Consider the following 19,497-nt stretch of genomic DNA (forward strand, 5'->3'; position numbering starts at 1 on the left):
GAACCTGGGGGGCGCGGCATCCATTCCGGGCCCGGTCCGGCCCCCGTGACGGGGGTCTCACCGGAGCGTCCGGGACGCGACTAGCTGTCGGGACGGTCCTCGGGGATCGGCTCGGTGGACGGGCCGATGTCCTTCGTCAGGTCCGCCGGGGCGATCTCCGGCGGGGTGGCCGAACCGTTGGCGGAGCCGTTGGTGAGGGCCAGTTCCTTGGGCGAGAGCACCGGGGGCCGCGTCGACGGGGTGCGCCGGGAGGACCCGGTCCACGCCGGGCGGGCGGGACGCTTCACGATCGGGGCGAAGATCTCCGCGATCTCGTCCTTGCCCAGCGTCTCCTTCTCCAGGAGTTCGAGCACCAGGGCGTCGAGGATGTCGCGGTTCTCGACGAGAATCTCCCACGCGTCGTTGTGGGCGGTCTCGATGAGTTTCTTGACCTCCTCGTCGACCAGCGCCGCGACCTCTTCCGAGTAGTCGCGCTGGTGGCCCATCTCGCGGCCCAGGAAGGGCTCCGAGTTGTCGCCGCCGAACTTGATCGCGCCGAGGCGCTCCGTCATGCCGTACTGCGTGACCATCGCGCGGGCCGTCGCCGTGGCCTTCTCGATGTCGTTCGCCGCACCGGTGGTCGGGTCGTGGAAGACCAGCTCCTCGGCCGCGCGCCCGCCCAGCATGTACGCCAGCTGGTCGAGCATCTCGTTGCGGGTCGTGGAGTACTTGTCCTCCTCCGGGAGCACCATCGTGTAACCGAGGGCGCGGCCGCGGGAGAGGATCGTGATCTTGTGGACCGGGTCCGACTGGGGAGATGCCGCCGCGACCAGGGCGTGTCCGCCCTCGTGGTACGCGGTGATCTTCTTCTCCTTCTCGGACATGATCCGGGTCCGCTTCTGCGGACCCGCCACCACGCGGTCGATCGCCTCGTCGAGGCTCTCGTTGTCGATAAGCTTCTTGCCGCTGCGCGCCGTCAGGAGCGCCGCCTCGTTCAGCACGTTCGACAGGTCGGCGCCGGTGAAGCCGGGCGTGCGCCGGGCGACGGCGCCGAGATCGACGTCCTCCGCGACGGGCTTGCCCTTCTGGTGCACCTTGAGGATCTCCAGCCGGCCCTGCATGTCCGGGCGGTCGACCGCGATCTGCCGGTCGAAGCGTCCCGGCCGCAGCAGCGCGGGGTCGAGGATGTCCGGGCGGTTCGTGGCGGCGATCAGGATGACGCCGCCCTTCACGTCGAACCCGTCCATCTCCACGAGCAGCTGGTTGAGCGTCTGCTCGCGCTCGTCGTGACCGCCGCCCATGCCGGCGCCGCGGTGGCGGCCGACGGCGTCGATCTCGTCGACGAAGACGATCGCCGGGGCGTTCGCCTTGGCCTGCTCGAAGAGGTCGCGCACCCGCGAGGCGCCGACGCCGACGAACATCTCGACGAAGTCGGAGCCGGAGATCGAGTAGAACGGCACGCCCGCCTCGCCGGCGACGGCGCGGGCGAGCAGGGTCTTGCCCGTACCGGGCGGCCCGTAGAGCAGGACGCCCTTGGGGATCTTGGCGCCGACGGCCTGGAACTTCGCCGGCTCCTGGAGGAACTCCTTGATCTCGTGGAGCTCCTCGACCGCCTCGTCGGACCCCGCCACATCGGCGAAGGTCGTCTTGGGGGTGTCCTTGGTGATCAGCTTGGCCTTGGACTTGCCGAACTGCATGACCTTGGAGCCGCCGCCCTGCATCTGGTTCATCAGAAACAGGAAGACGACCACGATGAGGACGAAGGGCAGCAGCGAGAGGAGGATCGAGACGAACGGGGACTGCTTCGACGGCGAGACGGTGTAACCCTTCTCGATGTCACCCGACTCGAACTTCTTCTGCAGCGTGTCGGCGAGCTCGACGCCCTGGTTGCCGATGTAGCTCGCCTGGAACTTGCTGCCGGACTCGCCCTCGAGCTTCTGGCCGTCCTTCAGCTCGACCTTGAGGATTTGTTCGTCACCGGTGGTCAGCTTGGCCTGCTCCACCTGGTCCTTGCTGATCGCCTGGACCACCTTGGCGGTGTCCACCGTCTTGTAGCCGCCCGACGAGCCGACGACCTGCATCAACACGACCACGGCGAGGACGGCCAGCACGATCCACATGACCGGCCCACGGAAGTATCGCTTCACGTCCATCCATACGGAGCGAAGACGCCCCGTCCCTCCTGCCCGTAGGTAAATGCTGCTGTTTGAAAAGAGTGTTCTTCGGACGGTACCTCAGCATGGGCACCCGCGACCGCCGGGTGCGGCGGAGAAACCTGCTTTCGCAGCTTCAACGGCCCGATGGCAGTGAGGGTTCCCCGGCGGGCGGGTCGGGGTCAGCCGCCGTAGACGTGCGGGGCGAGCGTGCCGACGAAGGGCAGGTTGCGGTACTTCTCCGCGTAGTCCAGCCCGTAGCCGACGACGAACTCGTTGGGGATGTCGAAACCGATCCATTTCACATCGATGGCGACCTTTGCGGCATCCGGCTTGCGCAGCAGGGTGCAGACCTCCAGCGAGGCCGGCTCCCGCGAACCCAGGTTGGACAGCAGCCAGGACAGCGTCAGACCGGAGTCGATGATGTCCTCGACGATCAGGACGTGCTTGCCCTTGATGTCGGTGTCGAGGTCCTTGAGGATCCGCACGACGCCGGAGGACTGGGTGCCCGCCCCGTACGAGGAGACGGCCATCCAGTCCATCGTGACGGGGGACGACAGGGCGCGCGCCAGGTCCGCCATGACCATCACCGCGCCCTTGAGGACGCCGACGATGAGCAGGTCCTTGCCCGCGTACTCCGCGTCGATCTTCGCGGCCAGCTCGACGAGCTTCGCGTCGATCTCTTCCTTGGTGAGGAGCACCGACTGAAGGTCGGTACCCATGTCCTTCTCGTTCACCCACGTCTCTTTCTGTGCTGCCGACGGTCCGGCACGCCGGTCCGGGTGCGCCGGACCGTCGTGCCGTTCGCCTGCGCTTCAGCCGCTCGCGCGTCAGCTCTGCCGAATGACCAGTCTGCCACCCTGCCGGGTCGCCTCGACGCGGCCGGGCAGGTTGATGGCCCGCTGGCCCCGCCAGCCGGTGATCAGGCGGTCGACTTCTTCCAGGTGCCGGGCGAAGAGGGAGCCGGCGGGCGACCCGGCCTCGATCAGGGCGCGGCGCAGCACCCGGCGGCGCACCGCGGACGGCAGGGCGTAGAGGGCGGCGCACTCCAGGCCGCCGGTCTCGTCGCGTACGGACAGCTCGGCCTCGGCCGCCCAGGCGTCCAGGGCGTCGGCGTCGTCGCGGGAGAGCTGGGCGGTCCGGGCGAGGGCCTCGACGACGCCCTTGCCGAGCGCCTTCTCCAGCGCGGGCAGCCCTTCGTGGCGCAGCCGGGAGCGGGTGTAGGCGGGATCGATGTTGTGCGGGTCGTCCCAGACCGGGATCGACTGGACCAGGCACGCCTTGCGGACGGTCTGCCGGTCGAGCTGGAGGAAGGGGCGGCGGTAGCGGCCGGCCGGCCCGGAGGCGGCGGCCATGCCGGAGAGCGAGCGGATGCCGGAGCCGCGGGCGAGGCCGAGGAGGACGGTCTCGGCCTGGTCGTCGCGGGTGTGGCCGAGCAGGACGGCGGCGGCGCCGTGGCGTTCGGCGGCGGCGTCCAGCGCGGCGTAGCGGGCGTCGCGGGCGGCGGCCTCGGGGCCGCCTTCGCGTCCGACGTGCACGGCGACGGCCTCGACGGGGTCGAGGTCCATGGCGGCGAGCCGGGTGACGACCTCGTCGGCGCGGAGCGCGGAACCCTGCTGGAGGTTGTGGTCGACGGTGATGCCGCCGGCCCGGACGCCGAGTTTGCGCGCCTCGAAGGCGAGTGCGGAGGCGAGCGCCATGGAGTCGGCGCCGCCGGAGCAGGCGACGAGGACGAGCGGGGCGTCGGGCCGTTCGGGGAGGGTTCCGCGGGGGCTGCCCGCCGCGGCGGCCTCGGCGTGAGGGGTGCGGGCGGCGTGCGCGGTGCGCTTCGCGGCGTCGGCCGGCCGGTCGTGACCGGCGTGCCGGTGGAAATCGGTGAGGACGTCGTGGAGTACGCGGCGGACCGCCAGGCGTATCGCCGCGACCGCAGGATGGGGACCCATGTCCGGTGCCCTTCGTGGAGTTCGGGGGTGCGTCGAGCGCCGGAACGCGTGAGTCCCGTCACTCAGAGTGCGTCGATGGTGACAGAGGCAAGCTGTTCATCGAGCATTGCACGCCTTCCCGTGCCTCCATGGTCCCTCGGATGGGTGATTGGTGGGCGAATATCGGCCCCTCGGGAGTATCCGGGCCATCCGATGGTCAGGATTCGGCCTTACGGTGCACGCGCGCGACCCAGTCGGCGGGCCGGGCGATCTCGGCCTTGGTCGGAAGGGTGTTGGGCGAGGTCCAGACGCGGTTGAAGCCGTCCATGCCGACCTCGTCGACGACCGATCGTACGAACTTCTCGCCGTCCCGGTACTGGCGCAGCTTGGCGTCGAGGCCGAGGAGCTTGCGCAGGGCCTGGTCGAGACGGCCGGCGCCCTGGGCGCGGCGCTGCTGGAACTTCTCCCGGATCTCGGAGACGGAGCCGACGACGCCGGGTCCGACGCCGTCCATGACGTAGTCCGCGTGGCCTTCGAGGAGGGACATGACGGCGGTGAGGCGGCCGAGGACCTCGCGCTGGGCGGGGGTCTGGACGATGTCGACGAGGCTGCGGCCCTCGCTCTCGCCCTGTTCGCCCTCGGGCCGGCCGCCGGAGAGGGACTGGGCGGCCTCGCGGAGGCGTTCCAGGAAGGTCATGGGGTCGACGTCGGTCTCGTCGAGGAACGTCTGGATCTCGCCCCGGAGGTGGTCGCGGAGCCAGGGCACGCCGGTGAACTGGGTGCGGTGCGTCTCCTCGTGGAGGGCGACCCAGAGCCGGAAGTCGTGCGGGTCGACGTCCAGTTCCCGTTCGACGTGGACGATGTTGGGGGCGACGAGGAGGAGCCGGCCGCCGCCGTTCGCGGAGGCGGGCAGCTCGCGGGTGGCGGGGGCGAAGGTCTCGTACTGGCCGAGCACCCGCGAGGCGAGGAACGAGAGCAGCATGCCCAGTTCGACGCCGGTGACCTTGCCGCCGACCGCGCCGAGGACGGCGCCGCCGGGGCCGCCGGAGCGGCGGCTCTCCATCTTGTCGAGCAGGGGCTTCAGGAGTTCGCGGAAGCCGGCGACGTTGGCCTTGATCCAGCCGGGGCGGTCGACGACGAGGACAGGGGTGTCCTCGGGTTCGGTCCCCTCGGGGATCATCCGGGTGAACTCCCGGACGTGCTCCTCGGACGCCTTGGCGTGGCGGCGGAGCTCCGCGACGACGGCGCGGGCCTCCTCGCGGCTGATGTCGGGCCCGGTCCGTACGAGCCGGGTCGCGGTCGCCACCGCGAGATTCCAGTCGACCATCTGGGCACCACCGATGCTCGTCATGCGTCAACCGTACGTGAGCCTGTCGCCCGGTGGTGGGGTCTTGGCGGCGTCTCTTCGGGTACGGCCCGTCCTCAGCCGCCCGTTCCGGCGAGGGCGGTGGCCAGGGCGTCGAGCGCGGGTTCGGCCTCGGCCGCGGACGCACTGCCCGAGGCGAGGAAGGCGAAGGCGAGCAGCCGCCCCTGCCGGTCGACGACGGTCCCGGCGAGGGAGTTGACGCCCTGGAGGGTGCCGGTCTTGGCGCGGACGAGGCCGGTGCCCGCCGCGTCCCGCCCGTAGCGGCCGTCGAGGGTGCCGGTGAACCCGGCGATCGGGAGCCCGGTGAGGACGTGGCGCAGTCCGGGGCGGTCCGGGTCGGCGGCGCGGGCGAGGAGTGCGGTGAGGAGGGCCGGGGTGACCCGGTCCTCGCGGTCCAGGCCGCTGCCGTCGGCGAAGTGGGCGCCGGCGACCGGGACCTGGAGCTTCTTCAGTTCGTTGGTGACGGCGCGGCGGGCCCCGGCGAAGGACGCCTTCTCGCCCTTGGCGATGGCGGTCTGCCGGGCGAGGGCTTCGGCGATGTCGTTGTCGCTGTTGGTGAGGGTGCGTTCGGCGAGGGCGGCGAGCGGGGCCGAGCGGTGGGTGGCGACGGTGCGGGCGCCCTCGGCCGCACGCGCCTCGCGGGGGGCGCCGGTGACCTCGACGCCCGCCTTCTCCAGGGCGCGGGCGAAGGCGCGGGCGGCGTCGCCCGCCGGGTCGTCGGTACGGGGCGCGTGGCCGCGGTCCGAGCCGTTGAGGCGGCCCTCGTTCACCATCAGGGCGGTGACGGGCGCGATGTTGTCGTTGGGGCTGATCGGGTGGAGCACGGGGCCGGTGTAGCGGGAGACGTCGTAGGCGAGGCGTACGGATTTCCTGTCCTCCCCGCGCAGGGCGGCGGCGGCGTCGGTGGCCATCGGGCGCAGGTCGGCCTCGGTGAGCGTGGGGTCGCCGCCGCCGACGAGGGTGAGGGTGCGGGAGTCGGGGGACAGCGCCGCGGTGGTGGCGATGCGGTGGTCGGGGCCGAGGACGGAGAGGGCCGCGGCGGTGGTGGCGATCTTGATCGTGGAGGCCGGGGTCATCGGGGTGGTGGCGCCGTGTCCGTACAGCTGCTCGCCGGTGGCGGTGTCGACGACGGACGCGGCGAGCTTGTTCCCGAGGCCGGGCGCGCGGACCAGCGGGGTGAGGGCGTCCCGGAGCCCGGCGGTGTCCCGGGGGGCGTCCCGGGTGGACGTGCCGAGGGCGGGGAGGACGGCGGCGGCGCTGGGGGCGGGGCGGGGGCCGCCGGGCGCGGTGCGGCCGTGATGTGCGCCACCTGTGCGGTCGGCGGCGACCGCCAGGGCCCGCTCGGCCTTACGCTGACCGTTGTCCCAGGGGCCGGCGGCGAGGACGGCGCCGGCGGCCACGGCCAGGCCGAGCGTCGCGGAGCCTGCGATCACCTGCCAGGTGTACGACCCGTCGCGCTTCCTCATCAGGACCTTCGGCCCGCCCCGCGGGTCCGAGGGGCGCACCGCCGGTTCTTCCACCTGCTCGGCCACCGCTGACCAGCCCCTTTCGCGAGCACACTTCTGCGTGGGGGACACTTAACCACCAGTCGTATGTGTTGATCATGGAGGAGCCACCCGTGGAGTTCGACGTCACCATCGAGATCCCGAAGGGTTCGCGGAACAAGTACGAGGTGGACCACGAGACCGGTCGGATCCGCCTGGACCGTCGACTCTTCACCTCGACCAGCTACCCGGCCGACTACGGCTTCGTCGAGAACACCCTCGGCGAGGACGGCGACCCGCTGGACGCGCTGGTCATCCTGGACGAGCCGACCTTCCCCGGTTGCCTCATCAAGTGCCGCGCCATCGGCATGTTCCGGATGACCGACGAGGCGGGTGGCGACGACAAGCTGCTCTGCGTCCCGGCGTCCGACCCGCGCGTGGAACACCTGCGCGACATCCACCACGTGTCGGAGTTCGACCGCCTGGAGATCCAGCACTTCTTCGAGGTCTACAAGGACCTGGAGCCGGGCAAGTCCGTCGAGGGCGCCGACTGGGTCGGCCGCGCCGAGGCGGAGGCCGAGATCGAGGCCTCGTACAAGCGTCTTGAGGCGCAGGGCGGCGCGCACTGACGTCCCTCTTCCGGTTCTGTCGCTGAGCCGGACGGCCGTCTCCGAACGGGCGGTACACCCTCGCGGGTGTACCGCCCGTTCCGCTGTCCGCTCCCCCGCGCGCGGGGGTCACGGGACGCGCGCGGAACGCGTGACCTCGGCGCGTGCGGGGCCATGCCGGTGGCCATACTGGGCACACGTGCGGCGGGGCACCCCCAGTGACGTGCAGTCGAGCAGGAACGAGGTCGAGTGGTGGCGGAATCGGGCGGTCCCGAGGACCAGAAGCCCCAGTCCGACGAGGCGCGGAGCGCTTTCGCCCCGCCCGCGGGGACGATGCAGCCGGTGTCGCCGCCCGAGGAGGACCATCCGACGTCGGAATTCGCCCTTCCGACCGGGGTGCATCAGGACCCGCACGGCCCGGCCGGATCGGGCGGCGGTGCGGGGGGCGGCTCGAACTCCGACACGCTGAGTTCAGCCTTCACCCCGCCGAGCACGTACCAGGCCCAGCAGTCGCCGCCCGCGTTCACCCCGGCGCAGGGCATTCCGATGATCAAGCTGACCAAGGAAGCCCCGTGGCAGGACCGGATGCGCACGATGCTGCGCATGCCGGTGACCGAACGGCCGGCCGCCGAGTCGATCCAGCACACCGACGACGAGACCGGCCCCGCCGTGCCGCGCGTGCTCGACCTGACGCTGCGTATCGGCGAACTGCTGCTGGCGGGCGGTGAGGGGGCCGAGGACGTCGAGGCGGCGATGTTCGCGGTGACCCGGTCCTACGGGCTCGACCGCAGCGAGCCGACGGTCACGTTCACGCTGCTGTCCATCTCGCACCAGCCGTCGCTGGTGGACGACCCGGTGACGGCGAGCCGTACGGTACGCCGCCGGGGCACCGACTACACCCGGCTGGCCGCCGTGTTCCGGTTGGTGGACGACATCACCAGTACGGACACCGAGGTGTCGCTGGAGGAGGCGTACCGGCGGCTCGCGGAGATCCGCCGCAACCGCCACCCGTACCCCGGCTGGGTGCTGACGGCGGCGGCCGGGCTGCTGGCCGGGTCGGCCTCGGTGCTGGTCGGCGGTGGGGTGCTGGTGTTCCTGGTGGCGGCGGCGGGCGCGATGCTCGGCGACCGGCTGGCCTGGCTGTGCGCGGGGCGCGGGCTGCCGGAGTTCTACCAGTTCACGGTGGCCGCGATGCCGCCCGCGGCGATGGGGGTGGCGCTGACGCTGACCCATTCGACGGACATCCGCCCCTCCGCGGTGATCACCGGTGGGCTGTTCGCGCTGCTGCCGGGGCGGGCGCTGGTGGCGGGGGTGCAGGACGGGCTGACCGGCTACTACATCACCGCCGCGGCCCGCCTCCTCGAAGTCATGTACTTCTTCATCGGGATCGTCGCGGGCGTGCTGATCGTCCTGTACCTGGGGCTCCAGCTGGGGGCGCAGCTCAATCCGGAGGCCCGGTTCACGCCGTACAACGAGCCGGTGGTGCAGATCCTGGCGTCGATGGCGCTGAGTCTGGCCTTCGCGGTGCTGCTCCAGCAGGAGCGCTCGACGGTGCTGGCGGTCACCCTGAACGGTGGCGTGGCCTGGATCGTCTTCGGGGCGATGGCGCGGACCGGGGGCATCTCGGCGGTCGCGGCGACGGCGGTGGCGGCCGGGCTGGTGGGGCTGTTCGGCCAGCTGTTCTCGCGGTACCGGTTCACCTCGTCGCTGCCGTACATCACGGCGGCGATCGGGCCGCTGCTGCCCGGTTCGGCGACGTACTTCGGTCTGCTGGGTGTGGCACAGAACGAGCTGGACGCCGGGCTCGCCTCGCTGTCCACGGCCGTCGCGACGGCTCTGGCGATCGCTATCGGGGTGAACCTGGGGAGCGAGATCTCCCGGCTCTTCATGGGGCTGCCGGGGGCGGTCGGCGGGGCGAGCCGCCGGGCGGCGAAGCGGACCAGGGGGTTCTGAGCACGGCCGGCTCCGCGGCCGTACGACGCGAGGCGCCCCTCCCCGGATCGTCCGGGGAGGGGCGTCTTCGCCGGTCGGGTACGCGGCGCGGGGTGCTCGCGCGGGCGCGTACGGGGCGGGGTCAGCGCTTGGCGTGACGGCCGCGCTGGCCGGAGGAGGGGCCGTTGCCGCCCGTCGCGGGCCGGCCGGCGTCGTCGTCCTCCAGGGCGGCGGCCTTCCTGCCCTGGCTGCGGGCGCGCAGGACCTCGATCACGATCGGCACCACGGAGATGAGCACGATCAGGATGAGGATCATCTCGATGTGCTCGTGCACGAAGTCGATCTTGCCGAGCAGGGCTCCGAGCACGGTGACGCCGACGCCCCAGAGGATCGCGCCGACCACGTTGTACGTGATGAAGGAGCGGTAGTTCATCCGGCTGACGCCCGCGATGATCGGCGTGAAGGTGCGCACGATGGGCACGAACCGCGCCAGGACCAGGGACTTGGGGCCGTGCTTCTCGAAGAACTCGTGGGCCTTCTCCACGTTCTCCTGCTTGAAGAGGCGGGAGTCGGGACGCTTGAAGAGGGCCGGTCCGACCTTGCGGCCGAAGAGATAGCCGACCTGGTCGCCGACGATCGCGGCCACCGCGATCAGCGTGCAGACCAGCCAGAGCGGGTACTTCAGCTGCCCCGTGGTCACCAGCAGGCCCGTGGTGAACAGCAGTGAGTCGCCGGGCAGGAAGAACCCGATGAGGAGTCCGGACTCGGCGAAGACGATGAGGAGCAGGCCGGGGAGCCCGAACGTGTTGAGCAGATAGTCCGGGTCCAGCCAGCTCGGTCCGAGCGCAAGCGTATTCAAGGGTCCGGGCTCCAGGATGAGGGGTGCGATGGCGGCTCTGTGGCCGCCCCAAGCTATCAACGCCCGATGCGCACCGGTGGTTCCAGTGGCGTGCAGCGGCCATGCGCATCCTACGAAGCGGCCGGAGACCGGCCGTCCCCGCCGTCGTACGCGGACCCGGACGCGACCCCGCCCCCCGCCGGGCACGGGCACGGCCAGGACCCGCTCGCCGCGCCGTACGCACCGAACGTCCGTATCGTCTGATGCGTGCGCTCTGTGTCGTGGCCCACAGCCGCGCCCCCTGTGCCGGTGAAGGTCACCCGCGTGCTCAAGGCCGGTCGCCGCCGCCCGCCCTCGTACGGCGGCGACCGGGCGGCACCCGCCACCGGCGCGTACCGCCGTCACGCCCCCTCCCGCACCGGCTCAGAGAAGGGTCACCACCATGCCGCTCCACCGCGGTGCCCATCCGCAGCAGGACGAGCCCTCCGACGAGCGGCGCAGGCTCGCGCTGAACCCGTTCTACGGGGAGGCCGACCCGACGGCCGCGATGCACACGGCTCCGCCGCGCCACCGGCTGCCCGACGGCCCGCTGCCCCCGCTCACCGCGTACCGGGTGGTCCACGACGAGCTGATGCTCGACGGCAACGCGCGGCTCAACCTGGCCACGTTCGTCACCACCTGGATGGAGCCGCAGGCGGACGTCCTGATGAGCGAGTGCCGGGACAAGAACATGATCGACAAGGACGAGTACCCGCGCACCGCCGAGCTGGAGCGGCGCTGCGTGGCGATGCTCGCCGATCTGTGGAACGCCCCCGATCCGGAGAGGGCCGTGGGGTGTTCGACCACCGGGTCCAGCGAGGCATGCATGCTCGCGGGGCTGGCCCTGAAGCGGCGCTGGACCCGGCGGAACACGGACCGCTACCCGGCGACGGCGAAGCCGAATCTGGTGATGGGCATCAACGTCCAGGTCTGCTGGGAGAAGTTCTGCACCTTCTGGGAGGTGGAGGCCCGGCAGGTCCCGATGGACGGTGACCGCTTCCACCTCGACCCGAAGGCCGCCGCCGGCCTGTGCGACGAGAACACCATCGGGGTGGTCGGCATCCTCGGCTCCACCTTCGACGGCTCCTACGAGCCGATCGCCGGGCTGTGCGCGGCCCTGGACGCCCTCCAGGAGCGCACCGGCCTCGACGTCCCGGTCCACGTGGACGGTGCGTCCGGCGCGATGGTGGCGCCCTTCCTCGACCCGGACCTGGAGTGGGACTTCCGGCTGCCGAGGGTGGCGTCGATCAACACGTCGGGGCACAAGTACGGCCTCGTCTATCCGGGCGTCGGCTGGGTGCTGTGGCGTACGGCGGACGCGCTGCCGGAGGAGCTGGTCTTCCGGGTCAACTACCTGGGCGGGGAGATGCCCACGTTCGCGCTGAACTTCTCGCGGCCCGGGGCGCAGGTGGTCGCGCAGTACTACACGTTCCTGCGCCTCGGGCACGAGGGCTACCGGGCGGTCCAGCAGGCGTCCCGCGAGGTGGCCTGCGGACTGGCGCGCGCGGTGGAAGGACTGGGCGACTTCCGGCTCCTCACCAGGGGCGACCAGTTGCCGGTGTTCGCCTTCACGACGAAGGACGACGTCCACGCGTACGACGTCTTCGACGTGTCCCGGAGGCTGCGCGAACGGGGCTGGCTGGTGCCCGCGTACACGTTCCCGGCCAACCGCCAGGACCTGTCGGTCCTGCGGGTGGTGTGCCGCAACGGGTTCTCCTCGGACCTGGCCGACCTGCTGGTCGAGGACCTGAAGCTGCTGCTGCCCGAACTGCGGGCGCAGCGCCACCCGTTGAGCCAGGACCGGCCGGTCCCGACGGCGTTCCACCACTGAGGTGGTCCCTCCCGCCCGACGCCCCCGGGCCGTTGCGTCCGGATCGTCGTGCGGGCCGGAGGAAGATGCCGCGACGCGGACGAGGCCCGAGGCGAGCTCTCCCCCGAGGTACGGGCGGCCAGGTCAGAGGGAAGAGGGGCCCCGCGAACCGTCCCTCCGGGGCTTCGGCGGGTCCTCGACCTGCCAGTACCAGTCCTCTCCCTGGTGGACCGCGCGACCGGGCCGGGGGGACGGACCGCCGTCCCGGCCCGCGTCCCAGTAGATGAAAGCCACCACCGCGAGAAGGAAGAGGATCACGCCGGCGGCGGCCCATGCCGTCGGATCGCCCTCGGCGAGCCGTGGCCCGCCGGTGCTCCAGAGGAAGTGTCCGATCCGCCAGGCCGCCATCACCAGCACGTACCCGAGCCCCAGTCCGACGGGCAGGAAGACCACCCCGACCGCCAGACAGCCCACGTCCGGTTTCCTGCCGCTCATGACCGCCCCCGTCCCCGCTTCCCGAGCCGGTCCCATGCTCCCGAGGCCGGGAGCATGCCCGCTGAACATACGGTGAACACGGCCCCTCCGCGTCGGGGAGAGGAACAGCGACCGCGAGCCGCGGCCGCCGGCCTCCCCGGACAGCACCCCTACCGGCCGAGCCGGGCGAACCTCCGCACCGCGAGGGGGAAGAACACCGCGACGATCGCCACCGGCCAGAGCACCGCCAGGAGTCCGGCGTGTTCGGCGGCCCAGGAGCCGGCCGCGCCGCCGGGGTTGCCGAACAGGTCCCGTACGGCGGTGGCCGTCGCGGACATCGGGTTCCACTCGACGACCGCGCCCAGCCAGGCCGGCATCGACCCGGGGGTCGCGAACACGTTGGAGAGGAAGCCGACCGGCCAGACCAGGATCTGGACCGCCGAGACCATCTCCGGCCGCCCCGCCACCAGGGCGAGGTGGATGCCGACCCAGAGCATTGCGAACCGCAGCAGGAGCAGCAGCCCCATCGCGCCCAGCGCGGCGCCCGGGCCGTGGTGCCAGCGCCAGCCGACCGCGTACCCGACGCCGGTCATCACCGCGAGCGCGGCGACCGACTGGAGCATGTCCGCCGCGCTGCGGCCGACCAGCACCGCCCCCGGCGCCATCGGCATCGAGCGGAAGCGGTCGATGACGCCCTTGCCGAGGTCCTGGGTGACCGCGAGCATCGTGCTCTCCAGGCCGAAGGCCATCGTCAGGGCGAGCATGCCGGGGACCAGGTACTCGGTGGGGTCGCCGTCCACGCCCCGGCCGCCGCCGACCAGATAGGTGAACATCAGGAGCAGCATCACCGGGAAGACCAGGTTGACCAGGACCGCGACGGGCTGCCGGGCCCAGTGCGCCAGTTCGCGGCGGGTCATCGTCCAGGAGTCGGCCACCGCCCAGCCGAGCCGTGAGGACGCCCCGCCCGCCGCGGGGGCCGCCGTCGTCGCCGCGCTCATGCCGCCACCTCCGCCGCGGCGGCCCGCTCCGTACGGTCCCGGCCGCCCCGGTCCGTACGCCGTTCCTCACCGGGCCCTCCGGTCAGGGCCAGGAACACCTCGTCCAGGGTCGGCCGGCGTACCGCGATGTCCTCCGCCACGACGCCCGCCTCCTCCAGCACCCGTACCGTCCGGGTGAGGGCCGCCATCCGGTCCGGGGCGGGCGCGCCGATCAGCCTCCGGTCGGGGTCGAGCGTCACGCCGTCGCCGCCGAGCAGCGCGGCGGCCTCCGCCAGCCGGGCCGCGTCGCGCAGGACGACGTCGATCCGGTCGCCGCCGACCAGGGCCTTCAGCTCGTCGGGGGTGCCCTCGGCGACCGCCCGGCCGCCGTCGATCACGGAGATCCGGTCGGCCAGCTGGTCCGCCTCCTCCAGGTACTGCGTGGTCAGCAGGACCGTGGTGCCATCGCCGACCAGGGACCGCACGGCTTCCCACACCTCGGTCCGGCCGCGCGGGTCGAGGCCGGTGGTCGGCTCGTCCAGGAACAGCACCTCCGGATCGGTGATCAGCGACGCGGCCAGGTCGAGCCGTCTGCGCATGCCTCCGCTGTACCGCTGGACCGGCTTGCGCCCGGTGTCGGCCAGGCCGAACCGCTCCAGCAGCTCGTCCGCCCGGCTGCCCGCCCGGCGTGCGCCCAGGTGGAACAGGCGCCCGAACATCTCCAGGTTCTGCCGCCCGCCCAGCTTCTCGTCGAGCGCCGCGTGCTGCCCGAGCAGCCCGATCCTGCGCCGTACCTCGCCGGCCCGCTCACGGACGTCGAGACCGGCCACGGTCACCCGGCCCGCGTCGTGGCGCAGCAGCGTCGACATGATCCGTACGGCGGTGGTCTTGCCCGCCCCGTTGGGGCCGAGCACCCCGTGGACGGTGCCGCCGCCGACGGTCAGGTCCAGTCCGTCGAGGGCGCGTTTCTCCCCGTACCGCTTGTGCACGCCGTCCATGACGATCGCCTCGGTCACGTTTCCGCCACCCTTCCGCGGCGTCCGCCGCGTTCGTAGTCAAAGTTGACTAGCAGCTCGAAGGTAACCGCCGAAGAGGCATTGGTCAAACTTGATCAGTCGTCGTCGCCGGGGTCCGCGGCCCCGGTCGCGTAGGGATTCTCCTGGTCGTCGGCGAGCACCCCGACGAACGGGTCGCCCTCGCCCGCGAAGGTGTACGCGCCCCCCTCGATCCGCTCGATCAGCCCGCGGGTCCACTCCGCGCCGGCGTCGGCCGAGTGCACCCACAGGTTCATGATCTCGCCGATGTGGCCCAGGGACTGGGGGCCTTCCTCGGGCGTGTAGTACTCGGTGACCGCGTTCCGCCACCCCTTCATGGCCTCGACCCGCTCCTTGAGCAACGCGACCGCCTCCTCGCGGGGCAGGTCCACGATGAACCCGACCGCGGCCGAGAGGACGTCCATGCTCTGGTCGTAGGTGCGCAGGGCGTCCCGCAGCAGGGTCCGGTACTCCTCCAGCCCCTCGGCCGTGACCTCGTACTCGGTGCGCGGCGGGCCGCCGGCCGTGGAGGGGGCCGTCTCGTGGGCGAGGAGCAGTCCCTGCTTCGCCATCTGCTTCAGGGCGTGGTAGATCGATCCGGGCTTGGCGTTGGACCATTCGTGGGCGCCCCAGTACTCCAGGTCGTTGCGGACCTGGTAGCCGTGCGCGCGGCCGTGCATGCGCACGGCGCCGAGGACCAGCAGCCGGATCGCGGACATGGCGCTCCCTTCCTATTCAACTTTGACTAGGGTAGCCCTGCCCCCTTGCGCACGAGCGCCAGGTGTGCCCTCGGCGGGTACGGCGGCAGGTCCACCGCCGCACGTCCCCGCGGTGCCGGGCGTCCCGCCACGCGCCTGCCGCGCCTCGTTCCGGGAGCCGGGGGGCCGGGGAACGGGAAAGGCCCTGCCTCGCGCGGGAATCCGGAGCGGTTCCCCGGTCAGAACGGGAAGACCGAGCGGCCGTGCTGGATCGACATCCACCGCTGGGTGGTGAACGCCTCGACCACGGCCTCGCCGTTCAGCCGCCCCACGCCGGACGTCTTCTCACCGCCGAACGCGACCTGCGGATCGTCCTGCACGGTGGAGTCGTTGACGTGGAACATCCCGCTGACGATCCGCTGCGCGAACCTCACCCCGCGCTCCGCGTCCCTGGTGTGCACCGCGCCGCTGAGTCCGTACGGGCCCTCGTTGACGATCCGCACGGCCTCCTCCTCGCCGTCGAACGTCATCAGCAGGGCCACCGGGCCGAGGATCTCCTGCTGAAGCAGCGGGGAGTCCTCCGCGAGGCCGGTGAGGACGGTCGGGGCGACCACGTTGCCCACGGTCCGGCCCCGCACGAGGGCCTTCGCGCCGTCCGCAACCGCCCGGTCCACCAGGGCGTCCAGCGCGTCGGCCTGGAAGGCGTTGATGACCGGCCCGATCCGGGTCTCCGGGTCCCGCGGGTCGCCGGCCCTGAGGGCGGCCACCTCGGCGATGAACCGCTCGGTGAACTCCGCCGCCACCGACCGGTCCACCAGAATCCGGTTGGCCGCCATGCTGACCTGCCCCTGGTACAGGAACCGGCTGAAGACGGCGGCTCGTACCGCGTACTCGACGTCGGCGTCCTCCAGCACCACCAGGGCGCTGTTCCCGCTCAGTTCGAGGATGGTGCGCTTGAAGCCGCCGGCGGCCGTGGCGGCGATGTGCCGGCCGACCCGGTCGGAGCCGGTGAAGGAGATCACCCGCGGGACGGGGTGCTCGATGAACGCGTCGCCGATCTCGGCGCTGTCGGTGATCACCACACTGAGCAGCCCGGCCGGGAGCCCCGCGTCCTCGAATATCCGCGCTATCAGCCCGCCGCCGACCACCGGTGCGTTCTGGTGGGGCTTCAGGACGACCGCGTTGCCCAGGGCGAGGGCGGGGGCGACGGATTTCATCCCCACCAGGAACGGGAAGTTGAAGGCGCTGATGACGCCGATGACGCCGACGGGCAGGCGGTAGAGCCGGTTCTCCCGGCCGTCCCCGACGGCGGGCAGCAGCCGCCCGGTGGGCCGCAGCGCCTGGCGGATCGCCTCGCGCAGGAACTCGGCGGCGGCGCGGATCTCGTACCGGGAGCGGATCCGGGTACCGCCCAGTTCGTCGGTGATCGCCTCGGCGATCTCGTCCGCGCGGTCGAGGGTGATGCGCAGGGCCCGTTCGAGAACGGCACGCCGCTCGTACGGATTGACGGCGGCCCACTCCCGCTGCGCGCGTTCGGCGGCCCGGTAGGCGCGGTCGACCTCCAGCGCGGTGGCCACGGTGACGGCGGCGAGTTTCTCACCGTTGTAGGGATTGAAATCGATGATGTCCCACGAGCCGCTGCCGGTCAGCCACTCGCCGTCGATGTACTGGTGGGCCAGTTCACGGAAGAAGGACATGCAATCCCTTACTGCAGGCGTTCGCAGACTCCTGATGAGACGTCATCGTACTGACAATTCAGATCAGTTGGAGTAGACCGCGCAGAAGATCCCGGCTCTCGTCCGGTCCCGGACTGTCCTGGACGAGACCCGTCATGGCCTTTTCGTACTGCGCGACTTCCTCGGGCTTGTCCAGATAGAGCGCACTTGTCAGCTGCTCCAAATAGACAATGTCCGACAGATCGGATTCCGGGAAACGCAGCATCGTGAAGGAACCGCTCTCGCCGGCGTGGCCGCCATGACTGAAGGGCATGACCTGGAGCGTGACGTTCGGCCGCTCCGACATATCGATCAGATGCCGCAACTGGGCGCGCATCACCTCGCGTTCACCGTACGGGCGGCGCAGGGCGGCCTCGTCGAGCACGGCGTGGAACGCGGGGGCACGCTCGGAGACGAGCGCCTTCTGGCGCTCCAGGCGCAGGGCCACCCGGCGGTCGATCTCGGCGGACGAGGCGCCGCGCAGCCCGCGCGAGACGACGGCGTGGGCGTATGCCTCGGTCTGCAACAGACCGTGCACGAACTGGACTTCGAAGATGCGGATGACGGAGGCCGCACCCTCCAGGCCGATGTACGTCTGGAACCAGCCGGGCAGCACGTCCCCGTAACTGTGCCACCAGCCCGCCACGTTGGCCTCGCGGGCCAGGCCGAGAAGGGAGTCCCGCTCCGCCTCGTCCGCGACTCCGTAGAGCGTGAGCAGATCCTCGACATCCCTGGCCTTGAAGCTCACCCGTCCCAACTCCATGCGGCTGATCTTCGATTCGGAGGCCCGGATCGAGTAGCCGGCCGCCTCACGGGTGATTCCGCGCGACTCCCGCAGTCTCCTGAGCTGAGAGCCCAGGAGGATGCGTCGCACCACCGATCCACTCGACTCTCCTGCCGACACCGGCCCGGCCCTCCCCATCGATCTCCCTGGCACCCGAGGCCCCCCGGAACCCCGAGTGCCGGATTCTGCCACCAAAACGCTTCACCCCGTACTCATTCGGTTACGGAAATGGGAAGACGTCCGGAAAGCTCCGAAACTGACCTCGGGAAGAAATGCCCCGCAACCACCACGGTATCGGGCAGGTCCGGCGCGTGCACGTGCATCTGCCCTTGCATCTGCTCTGCGCATTCGGAACGATGGCGATCGCGCACCTGCGTGCTCGTGTTGTGCCGCTGTACCCCCCGCAGTACCGCTACAGGCAGTGCCGCTACAGCCGCGAATCCCGGGAGTGCCTCGTATGGGGACGAATGGATCGACGATGCTCGAGCCGTTACGGCAGGGGCTTCCCCCCACCGACCCCTCGGGGGTTGCCGGATCGGCGTCCTGCGCTCTGCCCGCGTGTTTCGAAGCGGTCGGCGGCGCACGGAAGTTCACCCGGTCGACCCTGGAGCGGTGGGAGCTGGGCGACCGCTTCGACGACGTCGCGCTGGTGGTCTCCGAACTCGTCACCAACGCCCTGCGCCACGCGCTGCCCGTCGACGCGCCGCAGGAGAGCCAGGACCCGCCGGTGCGACTGCACCTGATGCGGTGGGCCTCGCGACTGGTGTGCGCGGTGCGCGACCCCAGCGTGGAGAGCCCGGTGGCGGGCGAGGCGGCGGATTCGGCCGAATCGGGCCGCGGGCTGTTCCTGGTGGAATGCGTCAGCGACAGCTGGGGCTGGTACCCGTCGCCCGTGCCGCGCGGAGAACTGCCGTCGGGGCCGCTGTACGGCAAAGTGGTCTGGGCCCTTTTCCGGCTTCCGAAAAAGCCGGAACCGACGCTGTGAGATCCCGGCCGGGCGAGGGATGTCCGACGATTGCGCGCGGATCGGCGGGCGGCATCCGGTGCGGTGCGCCGCACGACGCCGGAATGCCCTGGTAGCTCCGCTACGAGGGCATTTCGGCAACGCCGCGAAGAAGGGGCTTGCCCGGGCGGAGCCGGGAGCTCGGGTGAGGGAGTTCCGGGCATCACCTGCCCGCGCGGAATCGTTCGGAAACGCCCCGGGAGGCCGGACCGGGCGTCAGGCGCCGGCGGCGAGGTGGTCGAACTCGCCGTCCTTGACGCCCAGCAGCAGCGCCTCGATCTCCGCGGGCGTATAGACGAGCGCGGGCCCGTCGGGGTGACGCGAGTTCCGCATGGCCACATCCCCTCCGGGCAGCCGCGCGAACTCCACGCACGATCCCTGGGAGTTGCTGTGCCTGCTCTTCTGCCAGACGACTCCGCGAAGCTCTGTGGCCGCCATGCCGTTGTACACGTCGTGCACAGGACGCTCCCCGAGATTCAAGGTGCAGGTGTCAACTAGCTCGGATCATAGCTCTGTTCATATGCCTTTGCATGAGCAGATGCACGTGCACGGCGGGTGTTGTTTCGATTACCTACTTTCCGTCACCGGCCGGACCCTCCGGGACGAGAGACGAACAGCACGCCTAATTCGCTCCCGTTTACCTGAGTTGGACCGCTCGGATCTTGGTAACGTGGCGCGGTC

Annotated in this window: 17 protein-coding genes; 4 read left to right on the plus strand and 13 right to left on the minus strand. The window is 71.2% G+C overall.

Annotation, left to right across the window (positions count from 1 at the left end; genetic code table 11):
* Positions 1-80 precede the first annotated feature (80 nt).
* From ftsH to dacB, 5 genes are all read right to left on the minus strand, one after another.
* Positions 81-2,132, minus strand: a complete 2,052-nt coding sequence (gene ftsH / locus QFZ71_RS12600) for an ATP-dependent zinc metalloprotease FtsH (RefSeq protein WP_307668325.1) — start codon at positions 2,130-2,132, stop codon at positions 81-83.
* A gap of 182 nt (positions 2,133-2,314) precedes the next feature.
* Complete coding sequence (gene hpt / locus QFZ71_RS12605; protein WP_030194046.1) at positions 2,315-2,854, minus strand: hypoxanthine phosphoribosyltransferase; 540 nt, start codon at positions 2,852-2,854, stop codon at positions 2,315-2,317.
* A gap of 108 nt (positions 2,855-2,962) precedes the next feature.
* Complete coding sequence (gene tilS / locus QFZ71_RS12610) at positions 2,963-4,075, minus strand: tRNA lysidine(34) synthetase TilS (RefSeq protein ID WP_307668326.1); 1,113 nt, start codon at positions 4,073-4,075, stop codon at positions 2,963-2,965.
* 196 nt (positions 4,076-4,271) lie between these two features.
* A complete protein-coding gene (locus QFZ71_RS12615; protein ID WP_307668327.1) occupies positions 4,272-5,405 on the minus strand; it encodes a zinc-dependent metalloprotease in 1,134 nt (377 codons plus the stop codon).
* Between the two features lie 71 nt (positions 5,406-5,476).
* Positions 5,477-6,952, minus strand: a complete 1,476-nt coding sequence (dacB, locus tag QFZ71_RS12620; RefSeq protein WP_307668328.1) for a D-alanyl-D-alanine carboxypeptidase/D-alanyl-D-alanine-endopeptidase — start codon at positions 6,950-6,952, stop codon at positions 5,477-5,479.
* Between the two features lie 86 nt (positions 6,953-7,038).
* On the opposite strand from dacB, the gene QFZ71_RS12625 reads away from it, so the two are divergent.
* Complete coding sequence (locus QFZ71_RS12625; protein WP_003968257.1) at positions 7,039-7,533, plus strand: inorganic diphosphatase; 495 nt, start codon at positions 7,039-7,041, stop codon at positions 7,531-7,533.
* A 228-nt stretch (positions 7,534-7,761) separates the two neighbouring features.
* Positions 7,762-9,465 carry a threonine/serine exporter ThrE family protein gene (locus QFZ71_RS12630; RefSeq protein ID WP_307668329.1) on the plus strand — a complete coding sequence of 568 codons (1,704 nt, stop codon included), beginning with the start codon at positions 7,762-7,764 and terminating at the stop codon, positions 9,463-9,465.
* Positions 9,466-9,586: 121 nt separating this feature from the next.
* Here the strand turns inward: QFZ71_RS12630 and QFZ71_RS12635 are convergent, their stop codons facing one another.
* Positions 9,587-10,303: a DedA family protein gene (locus QFZ71_RS12635; RefSeq protein ID WP_307668330.1), complete on the minus strand. Its 717-nt coding sequence runs from the start codon at positions 10,301-10,303 to the stop codon at positions 9,587-9,589.
* 421 nt (positions 10,304-10,724) lie between these two features.
* Here QFZ71_RS12635 and QFZ71_RS12640 point away from each other — a divergent pair, with 421 nt between their 5' ends.
* Positions 10,725-12,152 (plus strand): glutamate decarboxylase, encoded by a 1,428-nt coding sequence (locus QFZ71_RS12640; protein ID WP_307668331.1) that lies wholly within the window; start codon positions 10,725-10,727, stop codon positions 12,150-12,152.
* Between the two features lie 123 nt (positions 12,153-12,275).
* Here the strand turns inward: QFZ71_RS12640 and QFZ71_RS12645 are convergent, their stop codons facing one another.
* The 6 genes from QFZ71_RS12645 to QFZ71_RS12670 all read right to left on the minus strand — a co-directional run bounded on the left by QFZ71_RS12645 (position 12,276) and on the right by QFZ71_RS12670 (position 17,933).
* Positions 12,276-12,626, minus strand: a complete 351-nt coding sequence (locus QFZ71_RS12645; protein WP_307668332.1) for a hypothetical protein — start codon at positions 12,624-12,626, stop codon at positions 12,276-12,278.
* Positions 12,627-12,775: 149 nt separating this feature from the next.
* Positions 12,776-13,603, minus strand: a complete 828-nt coding sequence (locus QFZ71_RS12650; protein ID WP_307668333.1) for an ABC transporter permease — start codon at positions 13,601-13,603, stop codon at positions 12,776-12,778.
* A complete protein-coding gene (locus QFZ71_RS12655) occupies positions 13,600-14,598 on the minus strand; it encodes an ATP-binding cassette domain-containing protein (protein ID WP_307668334.1) in 999 nt (332 codons plus the stop codon). The genes QFZ71_RS12650 and QFZ71_RS12655 overlap by 4 nt, the downstream gene beginning before the upstream one ends.
* Positions 14,599-14,693: 95 nt before the next feature.
* Positions 14,694-15,335: a PadR family transcriptional regulator gene (locus QFZ71_RS12660; protein WP_307668335.1), complete on the minus strand. Its 642-nt coding sequence runs from the start codon at positions 15,333-15,335 to the stop codon at positions 14,694-14,696.
* Between the two features lie 218 nt (positions 15,336-15,553).
* Positions 15,554-17,011 carry an aldehyde dehydrogenase family protein gene (locus QFZ71_RS12665; protein ID WP_307668336.1) on the minus strand — a complete coding sequence of 486 codons (1,458 nt, stop codon included), beginning with the start codon at positions 17,009-17,011 and terminating at the stop codon, positions 15,554-15,556.
* Between the two features lie 58 nt (positions 17,012-17,069).
* Positions 17,070-17,933 (minus strand): helix-turn-helix transcriptional regulator, encoded by an 864-nt coding sequence (locus tag QFZ71_RS12670; RefSeq protein WP_307668337.1) that lies wholly within the window; start codon positions 17,931-17,933, stop codon positions 17,070-17,072.
* Positions 17,934-18,291: 358 nt separating this feature from the next.
* On the opposite strand from QFZ71_RS12670, the gene QFZ71_RS12675 reads away from it, so the two are divergent.
* Positions 18,292-18,798 carry an ATP-binding protein gene (locus QFZ71_RS12675; protein WP_307668338.1) on the plus strand — a complete coding sequence of 169 codons (507 nt, stop codon included), beginning with the start codon at positions 18,292-18,294 and terminating at the stop codon, positions 18,796-18,798.
* Between the two features lie 234 nt (positions 18,799-19,032).
* On the opposite strand, the gene QFZ71_RS12680 is transcribed toward QFZ71_RS12675, so the two are convergent.
* The gene (locus QFZ71_RS12680) at positions 19,033-19,275 is read right to left on the minus strand and encodes a DUF397 domain-containing protein (protein ID WP_030114590.1); all 243 of its coding nucleotides are present in this window, start codon (positions 19,273-19,275) and stop codon (positions 19,033-19,035) included.
* Positions 19,276-19,497: the final 222 nt, after the last annotated feature.

Source organism: Streptomyces sp. V2I9, from assembly GCF_030817475.1.
Classification (GTDB): domain Bacteria; phylum Actinomycetota; class Actinomycetes; order Streptomycetales; family Streptomycetaceae; genus Streptomyces.

Bases quoted from the DNA above. Each gene is read 5' to 3' on its own strand.
- ftsH (WP_307668325.1), bottom strand. From the start codon at position 2,132: ATGGACGTGAAGCGATACTTCCGTGGGCCGGTCATGTGGATCGTGCTG.
- hpt (WP_030194046.1), bottom strand. From the start codon at position 2,854: ATGGGTACCGACCTTCAGTCGGTGCTCCTCACCAAGGAAGAGATCGAC.
- tilS (WP_307668326.1), bottom strand. From the start codon at position 4,075: ATGGGTCCCCATCCTGCGGTCGCGGCGATACGCCTGGCGGTCCGCCGC.
- QFZ71_RS12615 (WP_307668327.1), bottom strand. From the start codon at position 5,405: ATGACGAGCATCGGTGGTGCCCAGATGGTCGACTGGAATCTCGCGGTG.
- QFZ71_RS12640 (WP_307668331.1), top strand. From the start codon at position 10,725: ATGCCGCTCCACCGCGGTGCCCATCCGCAGCAGGACGAGCCCTCCGAC.
- QFZ71_RS12645 (WP_307668332.1), bottom strand. From the start codon at position 12,626: ATGAGCGGCAGGAAACCGGACGTGGGCTGTCTGGCGGTCGGGGTGGTC.
- QFZ71_RS12650 (WP_307668333.1), bottom strand. From the start codon at position 13,603: ATGAGCGCGGCGACGACGGCGGCCCCCGCGGCGGGCGGGGCGTCCTCA.
- QFZ71_RS12660 (WP_307668335.1), bottom strand. From the start codon at position 15,335: ATGTCCGCGATCCGGCTGCTGGTCCTCGGCGCCGTGCGCATGCACGGC.
- QFZ71_RS12665 (WP_307668336.1), bottom strand. From the start codon at position 17,011: ATGTCCTTCTTCCGTGAACTGGCCCACCAGTACATCGACGGCGAGTGG.
- QFZ71_RS12675 (WP_307668338.1), top strand. From the start codon at position 18,292: ATGCTCGAGCCGTTACGGCAGGGGCTTCCCCCCACCGACCCCTCGGGG.